19 protein-coding genes and 1 riboswitch are annotated in these 21,830 nt (G+C 46.3%); of the genes, 14 read left to right on the top strand and 5 right to left on the bottom strand.

Annotated features, from left to right (window positions below; all coding sequences use genetic code 11):
• The first annotated feature begins 32 nt into the window (after positions 1-32).
• The 6 genes from ubiE (at position 33) to tatC (ending at position 4,619) form a co-directional block, all read left to right on the top strand.
• A complete protein-coding gene (gene ubiE / locus LY387_RS15735) occupies positions 33-815 on the top strand; it encodes a bifunctional demethylmenaquinone methyltransferase/2-methoxy-6-polyprenyl-1,4-benzoquinol methylase UbiE (RefSeq protein ID WP_042477886.1) in 783 nt (260 codons plus the stop codon).
• A 10-nt stretch (positions 816-825) separates the two neighbouring features.
• Positions 826-1,458, top strand: coding sequence for a ubiquinone biosynthesis accessory factor UbiJ (locus tag LY387_RS15730; RefSeq protein ID WP_234494759.1), 633 nt, complete (start codon positions 826-828; stop codon positions 1,456-1,458).
• Complete coding sequence (gene ubiB, locus LY387_RS15725; RefSeq protein ID WP_234494757.1) at positions 1,455-3,089, top strand: ubiquinone biosynthesis regulatory protein kinase UbiB; 1,635 nt, start codon at positions 1,455-1,457, stop codon at positions 3,087-3,089. The genes LY387_RS15730 and ubiB overlap by 4 nt, the downstream gene beginning before the upstream one ends.
• 55 nt (positions 3,090-3,144) lie before the next feature.
• A complete protein-coding gene (gene tatA, locus LY387_RS15720) occupies positions 3,145-3,393 on the top strand; it encodes a Sec-independent protein translocase subunit TatA (RefSeq protein WP_042477892.1) in 249 nt (82 codons plus the stop codon).
• Between the two features lie 3 nt (positions 3,394-3,396).
• Positions 3,397-3,801, top strand: a complete 405-nt coding sequence (gene tatB / locus LY387_RS15715; protein WP_234494756.1) for a Sec-independent protein translocase protein TatB — start codon at positions 3,397-3,399, stop codon at positions 3,799-3,801.
• Between the two features lie 71 nt (positions 3,802-3,872).
• The gene (gene tatC / locus LY387_RS15710; RefSeq protein WP_128648368.1) at positions 3,873-4,619 is read left to right on the top strand and encodes a twin-arginine translocase subunit TatC; all 747 of its coding nucleotides are present in this window, start codon (positions 3,873-3,875) and stop codon (positions 4,617-4,619) included.
• A 346-nt stretch (positions 4,620-4,965) separates the two neighbouring features.
• Here the strand turns inward: tatC and LY387_RS15705 are convergent, their stop codons facing one another.
• Complete coding sequence (locus tag LY387_RS15705; protein WP_234494754.1) at positions 4,966-5,727, bottom strand: TatD family hydrolase; 762 nt, start codon at positions 5,725-5,727, stop codon at positions 4,966-4,968.
• Between the two features lie 132 nt (positions 5,728-5,859).
• On the opposite strand from LY387_RS15705, the gene hemB reads away from it, so the two are divergent.
• On the top strand, positions 5,860-6,882 hold the full coding sequence (gene hemB / locus LY387_RS15700; RefSeq protein ID WP_234494753.1) for a porphobilinogen synthase: 1,023 nt from the start codon (positions 5,860-5,862) through the stop codon (positions 6,880-6,882).
• Between the two features lie 675 nt (positions 6,883-7,557).
• On the top strand, positions 7,558-10,347 hold the full coding sequence (gene polA / locus LY387_RS15695) for a DNA polymerase I (RefSeq protein WP_234494751.1): 2,790 nt from the start codon (positions 7,558-7,560) through the stop codon (positions 10,345-10,347).
• Positions 10,348-11,023: 676 nt separating this feature from the next.
• Here polA and yihA read toward each other — a convergent pair.
• Positions 11,024-11,683 (bottom strand): ribosome biogenesis GTP-binding protein YihA/YsxC, encoded by a 660-nt coding sequence (yihA, locus tag LY387_RS15690; RefSeq protein ID WP_197058828.1) that lies wholly within the window; start codon positions 11,681-11,683, stop codon positions 11,024-11,026.
• A gap of 195 nt (positions 11,684-11,878) precedes the next feature.
• Here yihA and LY387_RS15685 point away from each other — a divergent pair, with 195 nt between their 5' ends.
• Positions 11,879-12,496 carry a c-type cytochrome gene (locus LY387_RS15685; protein WP_234494749.1) on the top strand — a complete coding sequence of 206 codons (618 nt, stop codon included), beginning with the start codon at positions 11,879-11,881 and terminating at the stop codon, positions 12,494-12,496.
• A 21-nt stretch (positions 12,497-12,517) separates the two neighbouring features.
• Here the strand turns inward: LY387_RS15685 and LY387_RS15680 are convergent, their stop codons facing one another.
• Entirely contained in the window at positions 12,518-12,661 is a 144-nt protein-coding gene (locus tag LY387_RS15680) for a hypothetical protein (RefSeq protein ID WP_234494747.1), read from the bottom strand.
• Between the two features lie 603 nt (positions 12,662-13,264).
• Between LY387_RS15680 and LY387_RS15675 the strand changes: the two genes are divergently transcribed.
• Positions 13,265-14,065: a class I SAM-dependent methyltransferase gene (locus tag LY387_RS15675; RefSeq protein ID WP_234496141.1), complete on the top strand. Its 801-nt coding sequence runs from the start codon at positions 13,265-13,267 to the stop codon at positions 14,063-14,065.
• A gap of 97 nt (positions 14,066-14,162) precedes the next feature.
• Positions 14,163-15,509, top strand: a complete 1,347-nt coding sequence (dinF, locus tag LY387_RS15670) for an MATE family efflux transporter DinF (protein WP_234494746.1) — start codon at positions 14,163-14,165, stop codon at positions 15,507-15,509.
• A 66-nt stretch (positions 15,510-15,575) separates the two neighbouring features.
• Here dinF and sthA read toward each other — a convergent pair whose 3' ends face one another.
• Positions 15,576-16,976 (bottom strand): Si-specific NAD(P)(+) transhydrogenase, encoded by a 1,401-nt coding sequence (gene sthA / locus LY387_RS15665; protein WP_234494745.1) that lies wholly within the window; start codon positions 16,974-16,976, stop codon positions 15,576-15,578.
• A 381-nt stretch (positions 16,977-17,357) separates the two neighbouring features.
• Here sthA and fabR point away from each other — a divergent pair, with 381 nt between their 5' ends.
• Together fabR and LY387_RS15655 are read left to right on the top strand one after the other, a co-directional pair.
• Positions 17,358-17,993, top strand: a complete 636-nt coding sequence (gene fabR, locus LY387_RS15660) for an HTH-type transcriptional repressor FabR (RefSeq protein ID WP_234494744.1) — start codon at positions 17,358-17,360, stop codon at positions 17,991-17,993.
• A 5-nt stretch (positions 17,994-17,998) separates the two neighbouring features.
• Complete coding sequence (locus tag LY387_RS15655; protein WP_234494743.1) at positions 17,999-18,370, top strand: YijD family membrane protein; 372 nt, start codon at positions 17,999-18,001, stop codon at positions 18,368-18,370.
• A 67-nt stretch (positions 18,371-18,437) separates the two neighbouring features.
• Here the strand turns inward: LY387_RS15655 and trmA are convergent, their stop codons facing one another.
• Positions 18,438-19,547 carry a tRNA (uridine(54)-C5)-methyltransferase TrmA gene (gene trmA / locus LY387_RS15650; protein WP_128648371.1) on the bottom strand — a complete coding sequence of 370 codons (1,110 nt, stop codon included), beginning with the start codon at positions 19,545-19,547 and terminating at the stop codon, positions 18,438-18,440.
• A gap of 155 nt (positions 19,548-19,702) precedes the next feature.
• A riboswitch (cobalamin riboswitch) is annotated at positions 19,703-19,913 on the top strand.
• Between the two features lie 54 nt (positions 19,914-19,967).
• Here trmA and LY387_RS15645 point away from each other — a divergent pair.
• Positions 19,968-21,818 (top strand): TonB-dependent receptor domain-containing protein, encoded by a 1,851-nt coding sequence (locus tag LY387_RS15645; protein WP_234494742.1) that lies wholly within the window; start codon positions 19,968-19,970, stop codon positions 21,816-21,818.
• Positions 21,819-21,830 lie beyond the last annotated feature (12 nt).

Here is a 21,830-nt window from a genome sequence, read left to right as displayed (position 1 = left end):
CGGAGAAGTAGCGCTGCCCAAGAGGAAGAATAATGACGGAAAGTACTGTGCAATCGAATCAAGTAAATCAACAAGACGACACCACGCACTTCGGCTTCGAAACTGTTGCGAAACAAGAAAAAGTAACGCGCGTAGCGGAAGTGTTTCACTCGGTGGCAGCAAAATACGACATCATGAACGATTTGATGTCAGGTGGTGTTCACCGCCTATGGAAGCGTTTCACTATTGATTGCAGTGGTGCACGACCAGGTCAGCGTATTCTAGACCTAGGTGGCGGTACTGGTGATTTGACCGCTAAGTTTTCTCGTATTGTTGGCGATAAAGGGCACGTAGTGCTTGCCGACATCAACAACTCAATGCTCAACGTGGGTCGCGACAAGCTGCGTGATACTGGCATTGTTGGTAACGTTCACTATGTTCAAGCCAACGCTGAAGAGTTGCCATTTCCAGACGATTACTTTGACTGCATCACAATCAGCTTCTGTCTTCGTAATGTGACGGACAAAGACAAAGCACTGCGCTCTATGTTCCGTGTGCTTAAGCCGGGTGGTCGCCTATTGGTTCTGGAGTTCTCGAAACCAATCATTGAGCCTCTTTCTAAAGTGTACGATGCGTACTCTTTCCACCTGCTACCTAAGATGGGTGAGCTAGTGGCCAACGATGCCGAGAGCTATCGCTACCTAGCCGAATCAATCCGCATGCACCCAGACCAAGATACGCTGGAAGGCATGATGCAAGACGCTGGCTTTGAGCAAACCAAATATTACAACCTGACCGGTGGTATTGTTGCCCTACACCGTGGATACAAATTCTAAGGACTGAGCCATGCCTTTTGATCCATTAGTGACGGCCGTGGTGGAAACCACACTCAATACCCTGATTAAAGACGATGAAGCGCTGATTAACCGCGTGGCCCGCCTAAAAGGTCAGGTGATTCAAATTCATCTGCGTGAATTCAATAAATCGCTCACCTTTGTGTTTAGCAATCAGCTTGATGTATTGGCTAACTACGAGGGTGAACCCGACTGTTACCTGTCGCTCAATTTGTCGGTTCTGCCTGAGCTCAAAGAGCAAGCCAATATCACCAAACTTATCAAGCAAGATAAGCTTGAGCTTGACGGTGATATTCAGTTGGCGCAAAAGTTTTCGGCGCTGCTTACCGATTGTAAGCCAGACATTGAAGAGTGGATGTCCCGCGTGACGGGCGATGTTGTCGCTCATACGGCAGTACAAGGTGCCAAAAACCTGTTCGGCTTTTTTGCTTCGCAAGCTGCCAAGCATCAAGACCATTTTGGTCAAGTACTGACAGAAGAGTGGAAAATTGCACCGCCACCGCTTGCCGTCGCAGCGTTTTGTGACGATGTGGATGATGTGCGCAGCCAAACTGAGCGACTGAATGCCCGTTTGGACGCTTTGCTGGCGTCGGTCGATGGCCAACCAGACTCGGAGCGTGTATGACCCCGAGTGAAATAAAGCGCCTCTATCACATCGTTAAGGTTCAACTTGAGTATGGCCTAGATGAGTTGATGCCAACTCATCAGTTGACCAAAGCGCCACTATTAGCAAGGCGCTCACTGTTTTGGATGAAGAATCAACATCCAGACAAACCACTTGGTGAGCGACTTCGTCTAGCATTGCAAGAACTTGGTCCGGTATGGATCAAGTTTGGTCAGATGATGTCAACGCGCCGCGACCTGTTTCCTCCCCATATCGCTGACCAACTAGCGCTGCTGCAAGACCAAGTGTCACCGTTTGACGGTGAGTTGGCTAAAACGCAAATGGAGAAGGCGCTCGGTGGTCCAATTGAAAACTGGTTTGATGATTTTGACATCGAGCCATTAGCATCGGCATCCATCGCGCAGGTTCATACTGCCAAGCTCAAAGAGACAGGGCAGGAGGTGGTACTCAAGGTGATACGCCCTGATATCCGTCCTGTTATTGATGCCGATCTGAAGCTGATGTATCGCATGGCTCGCATTGTCTCTAAAGCCTTACCTGATGCGCGCCGACTCAAACCCGTCGAAGTGGTGCGTGAGTACGAAAAAACGCTATTAGATGAGCTAGATCTGAGACGCGAAGCGGCAAATGCGATTCAATTGCGCCGCAACTTCGAAGGCAGTGAAGAGCTGTACGTTCCAGAAGTGCTTCCTGACTTTAGCAGTGAGACACTAATGGTGTCGGAACGCATCTATGGCATTCAGGTATCGGATATTCCAACCCTAGAAGCGAATGGCACCAACATGAAGCTGTTAGCTGAGCGTGGTGTGAGCGTTTTCTTCACCCAGGTATTTCGCGATAGCTTCTTCCATGCGGATATGCACCCCGGCAATGTATTTGTCAGCTACGAGCATCCTGAAAACCCGCTATGGATTGGTCTTGATTGCGGCATCGTCGGCACGCTCAACAGCGAAGATAAACGCTATTTAGCAGAAAACTTTTTGGCGTTCTTCAACCGAGACTATCGTAAAGTCGCCGAGCTGCACGTTGACTCGGGTTGGGTGCCAATGGATACCAATGTCGATGAGTTTGAGTTCGCCATTCGCATGGTGTGTGAGCCGATCTTCGCTAAGCCTTTGTGCGAAATTTCCTTTGGTCATGTGTTATTGAACCTGTTCAATACGGCACGTCGATTTAATATGGAAGTGCAGCCTCAGTTGGTGCTGCTGCAGAAAACTTTGCTGTATGTAGAGGGTTTAGGCAGACAGCTCTATCCGCAACTAGACTTATGGGAGACAGCGAAACCGTTTCTCGAGAACTGGATGGCGAATCAGGTAGGACCGCAAGCCGTCATTAATGGTATCAAAGAACGCGCTCCGTTTTGGGCAGAAAAATTGCCTGAGCTTCCAGAGTTGCTGTACGATAGCCTCAAACAAGGTAAGGCTATGAATCAGCGCATGGATAGTTTGTATCAAGGATACCGTGAAACAAAACGGCAACATGGTACAGGTAAATTTTTGTTTGGCGTTGGCGCAACTTTAATCGTATGCTCCGCCATACTGCTGGATAGTCCTTATCACCAGTTGTCTGTTACATCAGGCGTTGGTGGTATCACATTTTGGCTGTTAAGTTGGCGTACTTACAGACGTTAAGCGATAAACTCGCATTAAATCATAAATTTGTTAATCAAGACCCGAGGTAGAAAGAATGGGCGGTATTAGTATTTGGCAACTTCTTATCATTGCAGTAATCGTTATTCTGCTGTTTGGAACGAAAAAACTGCGTGGCATTGGCGGCGACCTAGGTGGGGCAGTCAAGGGCTTTAAGAAAGCAATGAGCGAAGATGAGCCGACGGCAAAATCTGACAAAAAAGATGCAGATTTTGAACCTAAGAACATTGAGCAACAAAAGACAGACGCTTCTACTGAAACAAAGAAAGATAAAGAGCAGGCATAATTCGTGTTTGATATCGGTTTTTGGGAACTGGTACTCATCTCTGTGGTTGGTTTAGTGGTTCTGGGACCAGAGCGCTTGCCGACTGCTATCCGAAGTGTTTCTCGTTTTATCAGCTCTGCGAAAGCGATGGCAAATAATGTCAAAGATGAGCTTTCGCATGAACTTAAAGTCCAAGAGCTTCAAGAGAATCTGCGAAAAGCTGAGAAAATGGGCATGGAAGACCTTTCGCCTGAGCTTAAAAGTTCGGTAGAAGAATTGAAGCAGGCTGCACAAGACGTGACGCGTCCTTACGCGACCGATAAGTCGAAGGCAACAGACTCTGAGCCGAGTCCTCAAGTGACAGAGAGCTCAGAGACGATAAAACCTGCTGAGAGTGAGTCTCCAGAGAAAGATCTGAATAAGGGCTGATTATCAGCCCTTGTCTATTTGTATATCGAAAGTGATCGCGCTGGTGGTCACTTATTTTATTCGAGGTTTTCATGCCGTCCGTCGAACAGACACAGCCTTTGATTAGTCATCTGCTAGAGCTAAGAAACCGACTCCTGCGCGCTATTGTTGCGGTGTTAGTGGTATTTTTGGCTCTGGTGTACTTCTCTGGCGATATTTATGATTTTGTTTCCAAGCCGCTAGTAGAGAGGCTACCAGAGGGAGCGACAATGATCGCAACCGACGTAGCATCGCCTTTCTTTACCCCTCTTAAACTGACGTTGATCGCCTCAGTCTTCATTGCGGTACCGTTTATTTTGTATCAGGTGTGGGCATTTGTTGCGCCAGGCTTATACAAGCACGAGAAAAGGTTGGTCATGCCGCTGATGTTCTCGAGCTCGTTGCTTTTTTATTGCGGTGTTGCCTTTGCGTACTTTGTGGTATTCCCACTCGTGTTTGGCTTTTTCACGGCAATATCGTTAGGCGGAGTTGAGTTTGCAACGGATATATCCAGTTACCTAGACTTTGTTTTAGCGCTGTTTTTAGCGTTTGGTATTGCCTTTGAGGTACCTGTAGCCATTATCCTGCTGTGCTGGACAGGTGCGACAGATGTCGATAGCCTGAAGCAAAAGCGTCCTTACATTGTCGTGGGGGCGTTTGTTGTGGGTATGCTATTGACCCCTCCTGATCTTATTTCTCAGACGTTGCTAGCGATTCCGATGTGCTTGCTGTTTGAGGTGGGCTTGTTCTTTGCGCGTTTCTACACACGAAAAGAAGAAGTCGACGAGGAAGAAGAGTAGTGTCATCAATTTGATGAGATAAAAAATAGCGGCTTAGGCCGCTATTTTTGTATGTGTGCTAGAGAGATAGGAGGTTATCGAATCTTGAGGACGTATCCGCATTCTGAGCAGACATAGATTTCTTTAATACCCATGAGCTTTTGCCAAAATGTGCGATGTTGGCGTTGCAGCATATTTCCGTGCTGGCACATACCGGACCTCCTTGATAGAAAATGCGTGAACCGTGCCACATATCATTTACTACTAGTGGCATATAAATCTGGTGCATATTCTACGTTAACTGGTGGCCGGTAAGCGACTAGTAAATCAGATCTAACTCACATAATGGGTAACGAAACCTGCAAAATCACAATAAAAACAGTGATTTTGCATTGTTTGTTGTTATCTCTGCCACTTCTTTAGTACTGATGCCTCGTACGTCAGCAATACGGTTTAGCACTAACTCAGTGTAAGCAGGCTCGTTGCGTTTTCCGCGATTAGGCACTGGAGCGAGATAAGGGCAATCGGTTTCAAGGATAACCTTGGTCATATCGAGCTCTGGAATCACCTTGTCCATGCCTGAGTTCTTAAAGGTCGACACGCCGCCAAGCCCAAGGTGAAAACCTAACTCATTGATAGCTCTAGCCTCTTCGATACTGCCACCAAAACAGTGGAAGACACCGCGTAGGTCGCCATTTTGTTCAGTCTTAAGTAAGGCGAGCGTTTCTTCAATGGAGTCACGGGTATGGATCACGACAGGTAAGTCCATCTCTTTCGCCCAATTAAGCTGGGTGACAAACGCGCGTTCTTGCTCTTTGCGATAGGTTTTATCCCAGTACAAGTCGATACCAATCTCACCCACTGCGATAAAGTTATGCTTATCGAACCAAGAGTGAATGGTGTTGAGTGTCGCATCGACGTTGGCATCGACATAGCACGGGTGCAATCCCATCATTGAGCGGCAGATCTCTGGGTAAGCCGCTTCTGTTGCCAGCATTGGCCCTATTGATTCAAGATCGATGTTTGGCAGCAATATGTGCTCGATGCCAACCGCTATTGCTCGCTTGACCACATCGTCGCGATCTTGGTCGAATTCAGTGGCGTAAATATGGGCGTGTGTATCTATCATGACAAGCTACATTCGGTGAGTAATACGCTAAGTATATCGTTTGTGGTTTAGCATTTTCCAATTTTACTACTAGCATGAACAAGCCAGAGTGATATGCTTGATTTTCGCATTTTTCCAGACAAGGAGAGAAAGGTGTCTGTATCGATTCAAGGTCAATTCCCAGCGCGCCGTATGCGCCGTATGCGCAAACATGATTTCAGCCGACGTTTGATGGCAGAGAACAAGGTATCTGTGGATGATTTGATCTATCCAATGTTCATTCTCATGGGTAAAAACCGTCGTGAAACGGTGGAGTCTATGCCTGGTATTGAACGTCTTTCTATTGATTTGATGCTAGAGGAAGCCGAGTATCTAGCAAAACTGGGCGTGCCTGCGATTGCGCTGTTCCCAGTGGTGAATCAGGATGCGAAAAGCATCTGTGCAGCAGAGGCCTATAACCCAGAAGGTCTCGTTCAACGAGCGGTACGCTCTTTGAAGGAAAATGTTCCGCAAATGGGTGTGATCACCGATGTGGCGTTGGACCCATTCACGACACACGGACAAGATGGCATCATTGATGAAGATGGTTACGTACAAAATGACGAGACAACCGAAGTCTTGATCAAGCAAGCCTTGTCCCATGCAGAGGCTGGTGCAGACGTTGTGGCGCCATCAGATATGATGGATGGTCGTATTGGCCGTATCCGTGAGGCTCTGGAAGCAGCCGGGCATGTTCATACTCAGATCATGGCGTATTCCGCTAAGTATGCGTCAAACTATTATGGTCCTTTCCGTGATGCAGTCGGTTCGGCATCGAACCTAAAAGGTGGTAACAAGAAGAACTACCAGATGGATCCTGCGAACAGCGATGAAGCTCTACACGAAGTGGCGATGGACATCAATGAAGGTGCCGACATGGTTATGGTGAAGCCGGGTATGCCTTACCTTGATATCGTTCGCCGTGTTAAGAGTGAGTTGCAGGTGCCGACGTTTGCTTACCAAGTATCAGGTGAGTACGCGATGCACAAAGCGGCTATTCAGAATGGTTGGCTAAAAGAGCGTGAAACTGTGCTTGAGTCTCTGCTTTGTTTCAAGCGAGCCGGCGCCGATGGTATTTTGACTTACTTTGCGAAAGACGTGGCGGAGTGGTTGTCGCAAGATGACGATGAAGCCTAGTCAAATAAACGCTGAGAGAGCCGACGTATCGTCGGCTTTTTTGTGCGCGAAATTTGTCTTCTAAAATAAATGAGAAAAATTCTCAATTAGTGGTTGACGCAATAAATGAGAATGATTACTATTAACTCGTCCTAAGGAAAAAGGTTAAGCAATCGGTACCCACTGGGTGTCGACCACTTGCGAAACTCAATTCTTTTTGACACGACATTGCTCACATTGCTTCCAGTGTATTTATAGCTTTTTGGTTGGTTAGCTGTACTCGATAATCGAGATAACCTCCTCCTATTATTGCTAGGCGACACCTTAGGTGTCGCTTTTTTTCTATCTACAGTTTGAGGATTAAATGGTCACTCTGACTAGAATATAATCCTAAAGCTCAGTTCAATCGCAAAATTAGGTTTTCCACATTGTATGATCCGGCAAGGATCAAGCAAAAGAGCGTGGATCTAATATTTATTTGTTTATTTACAGTGTGTTACGGGTATTTTTTGTTGCTTCTGTATAACTTTATCTTTTAATAAAATAAACCTATAAACAGATTTATCCACAGGCTGGGCTGGAAATCGATTGCCTGACAAAGTGCAACTGTCTATATAGACAGTGAAAGGTCGTAGCATCGTTGTGCTAGTCGTGGCATTCTTATGGATCACTACCCAAAATTTTGGACGACTAAACATGGCGCAAATACCAGACAACCCACTGATTCTTATCGATGGTTCTTCTTATCTTTACCGAGCTTTTCATGCTTATCCAGAAACGATGAGTAACGGCGAAATCCCAACTAATGCGGTATATGGTGTTGTTAACATGCTGCGAAGCATGATGCGTCAGTTTGCCTCCGACCGTATCGCGGTTGTGTTTGATGCCAAGGGCAAAACATTCCGTGACGATATGTACCCAGAGTACAAGGCAAACCGTCCACCAATGCCCGACGACCTTCGTTGTCAGATTGAACCTCTGCATAACGTGATTCGTGCAATGGGTCTGCCATTGATTTGTGTACCTGGAGTAGAAGCCGATGATGTGATCGGTACGCTCGCACATGAAGCCTCAAAAGCAGGCATGCCAGTGCTAATTAGTACGGGTGATAAAGATATGGCTCAGCTAGTTGACGATAATGTCACCCTGATTAACACCATGACTAATGTTGTTATGGACCGAGAAGGCGTGGTGGAGAAGTTTGGGATTCCACCTGAGCTTATCATCGACTATTTGGCATTAATGGGTGATAAAGTCGATAACATCCCGGGTGTACCGGGTGTTGGTGATAAAACAGCAACAGCACTATTGCAGGGCATCGGTGGCATTAAAGACCTTTACGATAGACTCGATGATATCGCTCCTCTTGGCTTCCGTGGCTCAAAAACCATGGCGAAGAAGCTTACCGAGAACAAAGAAAACGCATTGCTGTCGTATGACTTAGCGACCATCAAACTGGATGTTGAGCTTGATTGCACTCATGACTCACTAGTGAAAGAGAAACCAAACGTCGATGAGCTGACTAAGCTTTATGGTCAATTGACGTTCAAGTCTTGGCTAAATGAGCTACTTGAAGGCGGCACTGGTGAAGTGCAAGCGGTTGAGAGTGCAGCAAAACGTACCTCAGGTAATGATGATGCCCCTGCGATGGACACGTCAGCGGTCAAGATTGATCGTAGCCAATACGAGACTATTCTGACAGAAGAAAGCTTTAATGCCTGGCTTGAAAAGCTAAAGTCGGCAGAGGTCATCGCATTTGATACCGAGACGGATAGCTTAGATTATATGGTCGCTAACCTTATCGGTTTGTCTTTTGCTACCGAAGAGGGTGTAGCGGCATACTTGCCAGTCGCTCACGACTACGTGGGGGCGCCAGAGCAACTTGATCGAGCTTGGGTATTGGAGCAACTAAAGCCACTACTTGAAGATGAAAACATTCTGAAAGTCGGACAAAACCTTAAATATGATGCCAGTGTGATTGCACGTTATGGTATCGAGCTTAAAGGCATCAAGTACGACACCATGTTGGCGTCTTATGTTTACAACAGTGTTGGCGGAAAACACGATATGGACAGCTTAGCGTTGCGCTTTTTGCAACACAGCTGTATCTCATTTGAGCAGATTGCTGGTAAAGGTAAATCACAGCTCACTTTCAACCAAATCGAGATGGACCAAGCGTCTCCTTATGCAGCGGAAGATGCCGATGTGACTCTGCGTCTACATCAACGCATTAATGCGGAGTTGGAAAAGAACGAAGCACTCAATCGTGTTTATCAAGAGATTGAAGTTCCACTCGTACCGGTACTGTCTCGCATTGAAAGAACGGGTGTGCTCATCGATGACATGTTGCTAGGCGCTCAGTCGCAAGAAATTGCAGCGCGTCTTGATGAACTTGAGCAAAAAGCCTTTGAGATTGCGGGCGAAGAATTCAACCTAAGCTCTCCGAAGCAGTTACAAGCTATCTTCTTCGAAAAAATGGGTCTGCCTGTATTGAAGAAAACACCATCGGGTGCCCCGTCGACGAACGAAGAAGTGTTGCAAGAACTCGCACTAGATTACCCACTACCGAAGCTTATTCTTGAGTACCGTGGTCTGGCGAAGCTGAAGTCGACTTACACAGATAAACTACCGAAGATGATCAACCCAGAAACGGGTCGCGTTCATACGTCGTATCACCAAGCGGTAACGGCGACAGGTCGTCTATCGTCTACCGATCCAAACCTGCAGAACATTCCAATTCGTAACGAAGAAGGCCGCCGTATTCGTCAGGCATTTGTCGCTCCGCATGGTTGGAAGATCTTGGCCGTCGATTACTCTCAGATTGAACTTCGAATCATGGCTCACCTGTCAGGCGATAAAGCGCTGTTGGAAGCCTTCCAGCAAGGCAAAGACATTCACGCTGCAACGGCGGCTGAGATCATTGGTGTCGACATTGAGCAAGTAACGAGTGAGCAACGTCGCCGAGCGAAAGCGGTGAACTTTGGTTTGATCTACGGCATGAGCGCATTTGGTCTGTCTAAGCAATTAGGCATTCCTCGTGGTGAAGCTCAGCAGTATATGGATACGTATTTTGAGCGTTATCCGGGTGTGATGCAGTACATGGAAGATACCCGTGCACTTGCAACCGAGAAAGGCTACGTCGAAACGATCTATGGTCGTCGTCTACACCTACCTGAGATTAAGTCCCGAAATGGTATGCGTCGTAAAGCGGCAGAGCGAGCTGCTATCAATGCGCCGATGCAGGGGACGGCCGCAGACATCATTAAAAAAGCGATGCTGTTGGTGGATGAGTGGATTCAGGCAGAAGGCGAAGGCAAGGTTAAACTCCTGATGCAGGTTCACGATGAACTGGTATTTGAAGTCGAATCGTCATCTTTAAGCGAAATTGAAAGTAAAATACAAAAATTGATGGAATCTGCAGCAGAACTAGACGTACCGCTTGTTGCAGAAGCTGGTCACGGAGAGAACTGGGACGAGGCGCATTAGTCATAATTTGAGCTAAATGACCAAATTAACATGAGCCAGCGCACACTCGCTGGCTTTTTTTTGCCGTTAAAAAAGTTTATGCATCTAAAAGACTTATGTCTGTTAACAAAAATGTCATGAAAAAAAACTACAAAAATAGTTTCATTTTCTGATCAGTTGTTGTACATTAGAACGCGTAGGGTACAGAGGTAAGATGTTCTATCTTTCAGACCTTTTGTTTCACGTTATTGGATTAGGCTGATTCAGCCGCCCCAGTCAGTATTTGACTGGGGCGTTTTTTCTTGTGGCAAAGAAAATTTCCAAACGTCCTTAATTCCTCTCAAAGACGTCCCGTCATTACGAAATATCACAACACCATTCTGTAATTAAACGACCTTCACACTTTGTATAATTCTCAGGTTGAATCAAGCGTAGCCGCGACTAGGTATAATGAATCATAATTCTATGAAAAATAAGAAAAAGTTTGAATTATATGTGGGAAGAGGTCGTTGGTGGAGAGAAGTCTAGCTCACACTTTGCGTGGTAGGCGATTGCATTGTTTGCAGGCTTCGTAGATGCTTTGGACAAACAATAATACTAAATCTTCTCTCTCCCATTGCCCTGCCAGGATGGCGGGGCGTTTTGTTTCTAAGGAAGGCCTCTGCTCAGCTCTTTAACGCGCTGAATTAGCAGTGAGTTACTCCTCGCTATCACCTTCTTCAAGTTGTTCTAAATGCGCAAAAGCAGGTGCAAACCAAGTGTCTAGTTTGTTGCGTAGTTGGTCAACACCAATGCCTTTCAGAGATGAAAACGCATCTACTTGCACGTCGCCACCAAACGCCAAAGACGCTTCACGAATCTTCAATACTTGTGCTTTACGTGCGCCACTTTTTAGCTTGTCAGCTTTCGTCAGTAGCACTTGTACAGGGATACCCGATTCAACTGCCCACTGGATCAATTGTTGATCGAGATCTTTCATTGGGTGACGAATATCCATCAGAACAACCACGCCTTTTAAGCACTGGCGCTTCTGTAGGTATTCACCTAGTGACTTCTGCCACTTCTTTTTCATCTCAAGAGGTACTTGAGCAAAGCCGTATCCTGGAAGATCGACGATATGACAGCCTTCATCAACTTTGAAAAGGTTAATAAGCTGCGTACGACCTGGCGTTTTACTGGTTTTTGCCAGGGCTCTTTGGTTAGTTAGTCGGTTCAGTGAACTGGATTTACCAGCATTGGAGCGTCCTGCAAACGCAATTTCGATCCCTTCATCCTCTGGCAAGTGACGAATATCGGGTGCACTTGTTATGAAATGCGTGTTTTGATAATGAATTTTTACGCTCACTGTTAACTCCATCTCGACTTTGTGTAGTCGATTGATTACTTTTTTGTGAAATTGTGTAAAATAACCGTGCTCGGCATATGGCCACACATTGTACCATGATCGGTATTAATTGCCCGCGTTACCTTATTTTGTCCCTTTGACACCAATCTGTAGGGTTTTGCGAGGCGTATAGTGGTACTGGAAGCTTGATAATTATAATGGAATGTCATGAAAAAATTAGCGCTAATCTTGAGTCTTGTAGTCAGCTGCTCAGTATGGGCCCAAGGCGATATTGAAGCTGGTAAAGCAAAATCCCAAACGTGTGTAGCGTGTCATGGAGCAGACGGTAACAGTCAGCTAACGATGTACCCAAGCATCGCAGGACAGCACGCAAAATACATTGAAAAACAACTGAAAGATCTAAAGCTTGGTATGACAAGCAATGGCAAGCAAGGTCGCTATGATCCTGTGATGAGTGGCATGGCTATGCCTCTATCTGAGCAAGATATGGCGGATTTGGCTGCTTACTATGCTTCTATGCCAATCGCTCCAAACAGCACGCCTGAGAACGTTGTAGATCAGGGCAAGGTATTGTACATGGCTGGTGACGCAGAACGTGGTATTACAGCGTGTATTGCATGTCACGGCCCACGTGGTAACGGTACAGAGCTGTCTGGCTTCCCTAAAATTTCAGGGCAGCACGCAGAATACGTGAAGTCGCAGCTAGAAAAATTCCGCAGTGGCGACCGAGCGAACGATATGAACGCTATGATGCGTGATATCGCTAAGAAACTTAACGATGAAGACATCGACACACTGTCAAAATACGTCGGCGGCCTTCACTAATAACAATCCACGTTGCATAACTTAGCAGCCCAAAATAGTTTCTCTAACGCCAAACCGAGCAACCGATGCCTCTTCTTCTGAAGGGGCATTGTCGTTTTTGGTGATCTGGCTCTCATCGCTCTTCAAGTAAGCAAGGTGAGACATTGGCGAGTTGCCTAAGCGCATTGTGAGACATTTGCCATACTTGCGATCGCAGATTATCCGTAAGCTAGCTCTAACTATATGAAAATAAATGTTTTTAACTATTTCCATTTGTAAGTGACTAGAAAAAGTCTAAACCTTGGTTGTTTTCATTCGAGGCTAGGGTAAATTGTTCCTTGTCGACAGGATGACGACACAGGGATTTCAGACCAAGATGGTCTTCAAGGAAGTTTGGTAAGGGTTGCCAATATAATTAAAAGGATGTCGCTCGCACTAGGAGTGCGGGCAGATAGGGATGGTCAACTATTCTCAGGACGAGAAAACAAACGGACAGGGTTTAGGAAGAACTCGAGCAAATGGTTTTGCTAGGGAACGTGAAAACGCATCAGGATGATGACAAACAAGAATTAGCAGTGGAAGCACAAATAACAAATGGATATTTGTGAGGCGTTCAACGAATGCCAACAGTTTCACCCCTATGGTGATGGAAAGCGACAGGTCAGCCTGTCGCTTTTTTTACGTCTAGAGTCTGCTGATAAATGATAATCAATAGCATTTGTCTTGCTAAAGTTGTTGCGACCGATTATCATCTAGGCACTAAGGATGGGGGTGATCATGAATAATCGTATGAGTCGTCAAACGGAGCACTTGGATGTGCCAACCAAGCTACTACGACCGCTGTGGTATCGAAGCAGAGAAAGCCTTCTCGATGACGGTATTATTTATGACCCTATTGCTGCTCATGCCTGTCGTCGCTGCCAATTAGCACCAGATTGCCTTACGGGTAATGTTGATCAAAGCCAGCTCTTGCACGCTACCTTGACTCAGCTGTGTGACTTACAAGTGCAGCGCTTTTTGGAGACCAATCCTGACGGTTGGGTGATTAATGTAGGTGCCCGTCTCGATACTCGCTTTTACCGTCTTGATAATGGCAGATGTCATTGGGTAGAGGTGGATACCAATGAGCACCTGGTATGGCGTCAGCGACTGTTCCACAAAAGCGAGCGTTACACTCTGACCATAGGTTCCATCGATGATATGGGTTGGCTAAATTCACTTTCTATTCCGTCCGATAGACCCATCCTAGTCGTTTGTGAACAAGCGCTATTAGAGCGACGAGAAAATCGTATCGCGCACTTCATTCAAGCCATTGGTTGTCATTTTCAGCATGCGCAGGCCTGTCTCGTACTCGCCGGTGATCTTACTGATAGCCACCTAGGAAAGAAGATGGGATGCGAGTCCTACCAACATGGACTTCGAAAGCCCGTTCAAAAGCTTACCAATTGGTTGCCGTGGACCTACAAGACCTCTCTATTGTCACCTATTGACCAGCACTGTCAGCGCTGGTCTCGCTGGCAGCGGATATTGGCGAAATTGCCTTTGTATCGACATCGTCTCACGCCAAACATTGTTAATATCGAATGGTAAAAGCAGAACCTGTCATTAAATAACGATACTATAGCGGCTCAACCCTTTGTTTCTGCTGTGGCTTTACCAGTTGAAACTGTGCCAAGCTGGAGTGTCTGTGTTTCAACAATCTATCACCATACTTTCCAATCTACCCTTGCATCGTCGAGTTCTCCTACTCGCGATACCTATGGTGCTATCTAATATCACCGTCCCTCTGCTTGGACTCGTTGATGCCGCTGTAATTGGCCACCTTGAACACTCGTGGTACCTCGGTGGTGTGGCGCTTGGCAGTACCATGATCAGTGTGACATTTTGGTTGCTCGGATTTTTGCGAATGTCGACAACAGGTCTCACGGCTCAGTGTTTTGGCGCTGAGGACAATCGCTCTCTAGGGTTGGTCTTTCTGCAAGGTAGCGTGATGGCGCTTGGATTCGCACTGGTATTTTTGCTCCTGCATACCTTTATTGCTGATCTGATTTTCTCGCTGAGCTCAGCGAGTGAAGAAGTAAAGCACTACGGCTACCAGTACTTCGCCATTCGTGCATGGAGCGCACCGGCAGCACTGATGAATTTTGTACTGCTTGGTTGGCTACTTGGTACCCAAAACGCGAAGGCACCAATGTGGATGGTGATCATTACTAATGTGGTCAACATTGGCCTCGATGTATGGTTTGTCATTGGGTTGGGATGGAAAGTGGAAGGTGCGGCACTCGCGTCAGTGATTGCCGATTACTCCGGGTGTGCGTTTGGTCTTTGGTGCGTCATGCGAACCTGGCGTCCGCGAAATCTTCCTAAGCTACTGAGTTTGGTTTCGGAAGTCAGCCGAGGCATTGGCCGTTTCGTAAAGCTCAATCGAGACATTTTCCTACGCTCACTGTGCTTGCAAGCCACATTTAGTTTCATGACCTTCCAGGGTGCTGCATTTGGAGACGATATCGTGGCAGCCAATGCGGTACTCATGAGCTTTTTGATGATCATTTCCTATGGAATGGATGGTTTTGCTTACGCCATGGAAGCGATGGTTGGAAAAGCGATTGGCGCGAAGAGCCGAAGTGAGCTTGTTGACTCGCTCGTGGCTACCTTCTTCTGGAGTGTCGTGATCTGCCTAGTGTTGACCTTGGTTTTTGGCGCGTTAGGGCAAGGGCTTATTACCATGATTACCTCAATAGAGAGTGTTCAGATGGAGGCTGGGCACTATTTGCCATGGTTAATTGCTATGCCGCTAGTGTCGATGTGGTGCTTTCTATTTGATGGCATTTTTATTGGCGCCACAAAGGGCAAGGATATGAGAAACAGTATGTTTGTCGCGACGTGTTGCTTCTTTGGCGTTTTCTTTGCCGCGAGCAGTTTAGGCAATCATGCACTTTGGCTGGCGATGCTGACCTTTATGGGAATGCGCGGAGTGGGGCTAGGCGTGATATTTTGGCGTCAATGGAAGGGTAACCGGTTTTTGGTGAGTTAGGATTCTCAAATAATAAAGGCGACTTACTGTCGCCTTTATCGTTTTTTGTACAAGTCACTAATGGACTTAGAACAATCGGTTTAAGCCGTTAAGCGCAGCAACACGATATGCCTCTGCCATAGTTGGGTAGTTAAAGGTGGTATTCACAAAATACTCGATGGTATTTGCTTCACCTTTCTGTTCCATGATCGCTTGGCCGATGTGAATGATTTCCGCGGCGCGCTCACCAAAACAATGAATACCTAGGATTTCTTTCGTCTCTCTATGGAATAGGATCTTCAAGCTTCCGACATCTTTGCCTGCGATCTGTGCGCGCGCGAGATGTTTGAACGAAGAGCGACCTACCTCATAAGGGATTTTGGCCTCCGTTAACTCTTGCTCGGTTTTACCGACTGAGCTGATCTCTGGAATGGTGTAGATACCTGTTGGGATATCTTCAATCAATTTACCTTCAGCCTCGCCACGCGTAATCGCCTGTGCAACAAATCGACCTTGGTCATACGCCGCGCTTGCTAGGCTAGGGTAGCCAATCACATCCCCTACTGCGTAGATATGAGACACTTCGGTTTGATAATTCGTGTCGACTTTAAGCTGGCCACGAGAGTCCGCAATCAGACCCACAGCGTCTAGATTAAGCGCATCGGTATTACCGGTACGACCGTTGGCATACAGTAGGCAGTCGGCACGCATCTTCTTGCCGGAGTTTAGATGGATAATCACGCCATCTTCAGTGCCCTCAATCTTGGCGTAAGTTTCGTCATTACGAATCATCATGCCACTGTTCCAGAAGTGATAAGACAGAGAGTCCGACATCTCATTGTCTAAAAACGCTAATAGACGTTCACGCGTATTAATAAGATCGGTTTTCACATCCAAACCACGGAAAATCGACGCGTATTCACAACCAATCACACCTGCCCCATAGATGATGATGTGCCTTGGATCGTGCTCAAGTGACAAAATTGAGTCGCTGTCATAGATGCGTGGATGGTTAAAGTCGACATCTGCTGGGCGGTAAGGTCTTGAACCTGTTGCGATAACAAACTTGTCTGCAGAATACGTATCGACAGTGCCATCTGACTTGGTCACCTCTAGACTATTCTCGCTAACGAAGCGCGCAGTGCCGTAAAGTAGGGTACATTCATTGCGGTCGTAGAAACCTTGGCGCAATCTAGTCTGTTTATCGATGACAGTTTTAGCGTGCCCTAGAATATTGGAGAACGTTGAATGCAGACTGGTGTTATTGCCGCAAAATAGAGGGTTGCTGTTGAACTCAATGATGCGGCTAACCGCATGACGCAAAGCTTTAGAAGGGATGGTTCCCCAGTGTGTACACCCACCACCAACGCTGCTCTCTTTTTCGATGATCGCGACGTTTAGGCCAGCTTTAGTCAGCCCCATAGCAGCACCTTCACCACCCGGACCACTGCCTATCACGATGGCATCAAAATGTTTGGAGCGACTCATATAGTATCCTCGTTGTTTCCACACCGTTTGGCTCTTAGATAAACCATCAAGGCTTCTAGCCATGCCAACGATGCTTAGGGTTTTTACACTAACAATGGCGAAATTTTAACGGATTATTAACTTAGGTAAATATTACTGCATGAATAGAGTGTGAAAGATCACGCAGTTTTATTGAGACTTAGCATCGGATAAACGTTTGATGTATGTAAAGTAGTGACACTTACTCGAGTAGAGCCATAGGTTAATGAATTGAGATGCGTAAGCGTTTTTGATAAAAATCGCTATTCACACACTTATACAAAGTGACTATTCGCGCTATATTACAAGCACTCCCTCAATTGCCGTCATCGATGGTAACCAACAAGAGCATCTAGGTTATACATGAAATCAATGGGTATTCGTGCACAACAAAAAGAAAAAACGCGTCGTTCATTGATCGATGCTGCTTTTAGCCAATTGAGTGCTGATCGCAGTTTTTCGAACTTGAGCTTACGTGAAGTCGCGCGCGAAGCCGGTATCGCTCCAACCTCTTTCTATCGTCACTTTAAAGATATGGATGAGCTTGGATTGACCATGGTAGATGAAGGGGGGCTGCTGCTCAGGCAGTTAATGAGACAAGCGCGCCAACGTATTGTCAAAGAAGGCAGTGTGATCCGTACTTCGGTCGAGACGTTTATGGAGTTTATAGAAAGCAGTCCCAACGTGTTCCGCTTATTGCTACGCGAACGCTCTGGAACCTCTTTCGATTTTCGTGCCGCGGTGGCCCGAGAGATCCAACATTTTTCGGCTGAGTTAACCGAGTATTTGGTTAGCACAGGTATGGACCGCGACGAGGCATTTGCACAAGCAGAGGCTTCTGTCGTTCTCGTGTTCAGTTCAGGAGCAGAGGCATTAGACCTCAGCAAAAAAGAAAGATATGAACTGGCGGAGAGGTTAATTGTCCAACTTAGGATAGTGGCCAAAGGTGCACACTGGTATCGCAAAGAACGTGAAAGAAACCGTCAAAAAGAAGGGTAGAACTAATGTCCAATGAAGTGTCCTCCGAAAACCGCGACAGCGGTAAGAAAACCCTAGTACTCGCGCTTATTGCAGGTATGTGTGGTAATGCAATGTTGTCTTGGCTGACCATCAGCGAAGTGGCGTTCTCAATTTTCCCACTGATTGCGCTTGTGCTGTCAGTGCAAGCTCTCTATCAAGAGTATCTTAAAAATCCAATCCCAGAAGATTTCCCACTAGTGGGTCTAGCGGCTTTCTTTGTGGGCGCATTTGGCCACTCCGCCTTTACCAAGGCGCAGTATCCAGATGCCGGTTCCAACTTTTTCGCCATCATGGTGGTGCTGGTATTGCTATTTTGGATTGGCAAAAAGATGGGTTACATCCTCAAAGAAGCATAAGAGTGCTTCTTGGGTAATAAAAAACGAGCCGCGAATGGCTCGTTTTTTTGTATCGGAGGCTTGATACTTAGGCTTTACGCTCTAGTAAAACACCCGCTTCAATATGATGAGTGAACGGGAACTGGTCAAACAGTGCAAAACGTGTGATGTGGTGAGTTTCACCTAACACATCTAGGTTGTCTTTTAGGGTTTCTGGGTTACAAGAGATATATAGAATACGCTCATAGCCTTGAACCATCTTACAGGTATCGATATCCATGCCTGCGCGTGGCGGATCAACAAAAATCGTGTTGCAGTTGTAACTCTTCAGATCAACGTTTTGTTGTTGCAGACGTCGAAACTCACGCTTACCTTCCATTGCTTCAGTGAACTCTTCTGCTGACATACGAATGATCTGTACGTTATCAATCTTGTTCGCTGCAATGTTGTATTGTGCTGACTCTACCGATGGTTTTGCTAACTCAGTCGCTAGTACTCGTTCGAAGTTTTGCGCCAGCGCCAATGAGAAGTTACCGTTACCGCAATAAAGCTCGAGTAGGTCACCCTTGCTGTCTTGAGTGCAGTCGACGGCCCATTCCAGCATCTTTTGTGCGACCGGACCATTTGGCTGAGTGAAGCTGTTCTCTACTTGCTGGTAGTGGTATGGCTGACCATTTACATGCAGCGTCTCTACAACATAGTCTTGGTCCATCACTATCTTCATCTTACGAGCACGCCCAATTAGATTCAGCTTAAAGCCCTCATCATTCAAGCGCTGCTTCAATGCTTGCGCTTGTTCTTTCCATGCATCATCAAGTTGGCGATGGTAAAGAAGAGACACAAGGATTTCGCCGCTCATTGTCGATAGGAAATCAACCTGAAACAGCTTCTTTCTCAGAACCTCATTACCTTTCATGGCGTCCATCAGTAGCGGCATTAGGTCGTTGATAAGACGGCTAGCGGCTGGGAACTGATCAACACGGTATTTCTCACGAGTCTCTTGGTTAAACATGATGTAGTACATGTCGTCACCCTCGTGCCATACGCGGAATTCGGCACGCATGCGATAGTGCTTTTCTGGTGAAGTAAATACTTCGAGTTCAGGAGCAGAATACGGCGCCATCATATCGATCAAACGTTGAGATTTTTCTTCAAGTTGAACTTGATAGCCTTCTGGTGTGAAGTCGAGATTTGCCATGGTAATTGCCTATCGTCGTAATGAGTTATCTAAAAGGAGGGCAGATTTTATTCAATCTCCCGTCGTTGTCCAGTGTTTCCCCGAATTGTCTCGTATTCTAACCGCGCATTTATAGCTTAGTTCAATCCGTTATGGACAAATAATCAATCAGTTAATAACATGCGTCCCTAGCTGGTGTGAGAATCAACGACGACTCTCACTGAAAAGGGAATCTGGTGTAACTCCAGAACTGACGCGCAGCGGTAATAGAGAACGAACCCTCAAGAAGACACTGTTGATCAGACGGGAAGTCGAGGTAGTAGGCGGGGATAGGCATTATCCCTCTGCTCTAAAGTCCGAATACCTGCCAGCAATCGACTCGATGTAATAAAAGGAATGCTCGAGTCGTAAGGACTTACGCGATTTAGGACAACATAACGAATGAACAAATCATTTTTGGCGATAGCAGTGGCTGCATCGCTCTCTTCTTATGCTTCTTTTTCACTGGCAGAAGTATCGAGCCCAAGTACAAACTCCCCACAAGCGGATGAAACTGTCGTGGTAACCGCGAACCGTGTTGAGCAACAATTAAAAGATGTGCTCGCGCCCGTGGAGGTCGTAACTCGACAAGAAATCGATGCCATTCAGGCAAAATCGCTCTCTGAGGTATTACGACGACTACCAGGGGTTCAGATTGCTAGCCAAGGTGGCATTGGGCAAAACACAGAGCTTTACGTTCGAGGCCGTTCAACTAAAAACACTTTAGTACTCATTAATGGTGTACGTATCGGCAGTGCCACAACCGGCGCTGCAAATCTTTCGGCAATCCCTCTTGATGGTGTTCAGCGTATTGAGGTGATCAGAGGCGCTCGAGCAGCTGTGTATGGTTCAGATGCTGTAAGTGGTGTCGTTAACGTAATCACGACTAACCCTAATGGTTCACCAAGTAAGGTAAGAGCCGGGTTTGGAAGCTTCGGAAGCTATAACGTAGGCGGAACATTATCTTTAGGTGATGCACGTACAGGCTGGTTGAACCTGACCGCCACTCACCAGTCTAGCAATGGTTACAACGTGCAACCAACGAGTAGTAACCCGATTGATGCAGATGATGATGGTTATACAAGTCAATATCTGGTTCTAGATTCGGGTAAGAGACTGAATCAGAAGTGGCTTCTAAAAGCGAACGGTTACTATCAAAAGCATAATGTCGAATACGACAACCCTTGGACGGGCGTAGATAAAACGGATAGCGACTTATACAGTTTGAGTTTTGCTGGAGAGTATACCCGCAACAACTTTGATTCTTCGCTCGCGTTGACCACGAATCAAGATAAAGCTAAGTCTTATGGGCAAGGTGCTGCTGAGGGTACAATTTCAACTAATAGAGTTGCGGTTAATTGGAATAACAATCTACAAGTCAATGAGCAGCTGAAAGTGCTGGGTGGTATAGATTGGTATCAAGATAAAGTGGATAACACCACCAAAGCGATGACTAAAGACTCTAGAGATAATGGAGCAGTCTTTGCTGGCGCTATTTATACCCAAGGCATTGTGTCATTGGAAGGTAACGTACGATTCGATGACAATAGTGCTTATGGTAACTACACCACTTATCAGCTTGGGGGCGGTGTCAACGTAACAGAGAGTATTAAGCTAGTTGCGTTGCATGGCACAGCTTTTAAAGCGCCGACATTTAATGATCTCTACTGGCCAAAAGAGTGTGGATCTTGGGGGTGTTACGAGGGTAATCCAAACCTTGTCCCTGAAGAGTCTCAAACGTCAGAGATTGCGATTGAAGGCGACTACGATATTGCAGGTTTCCGTTTAGCGGCATATCAAAGTGACGTAGACAAAATGATCGCCAGTAATGGCTCAACGAACGTCAACATCAATAAGGCAAAGATCAAAGGAATTGAAGTAGCGACAAGCTTCCATACAGGCCCTATTGATCATCAAGTTTCCTACGACTATCTGGATGCAAAAGACGATACAACCGGGAAAGACCTTGTGAGACGAGCGCGTCACAGCGGTAAGTGGAACGCATCGTACAACATCGCTGCGTGGCGGTTTGACTTGAGTTACCTATATCAAGGGAAGCGTTATGATGATGCTTCAAACACCAGAGTGTTAGATCCATACTCTCTAGTAGATATCGCTGGTACTTACTATTTTGATAATGGGCTTAGCCTAGGCGCGAAAGTTGGCAACCTTCTAAATGAAGAGTACGAAACAGCAAGCGGCTATAAAACGCCAGAGCGTAACTACTATGTAAACGCGATATACGAATTTTAACCAAAACGCCGC

This window comes from Vibrio maritimus (assembly GCF_021441885.1).
GTDB lineage: Bacteria > Pseudomonadota > Gammaproteobacteria > Enterobacterales > Vibrionaceae > Vibrio > Vibrio maritimus_B.
This window is presented reverse-complemented; position numbering and strand designations above follow the sequence as displayed.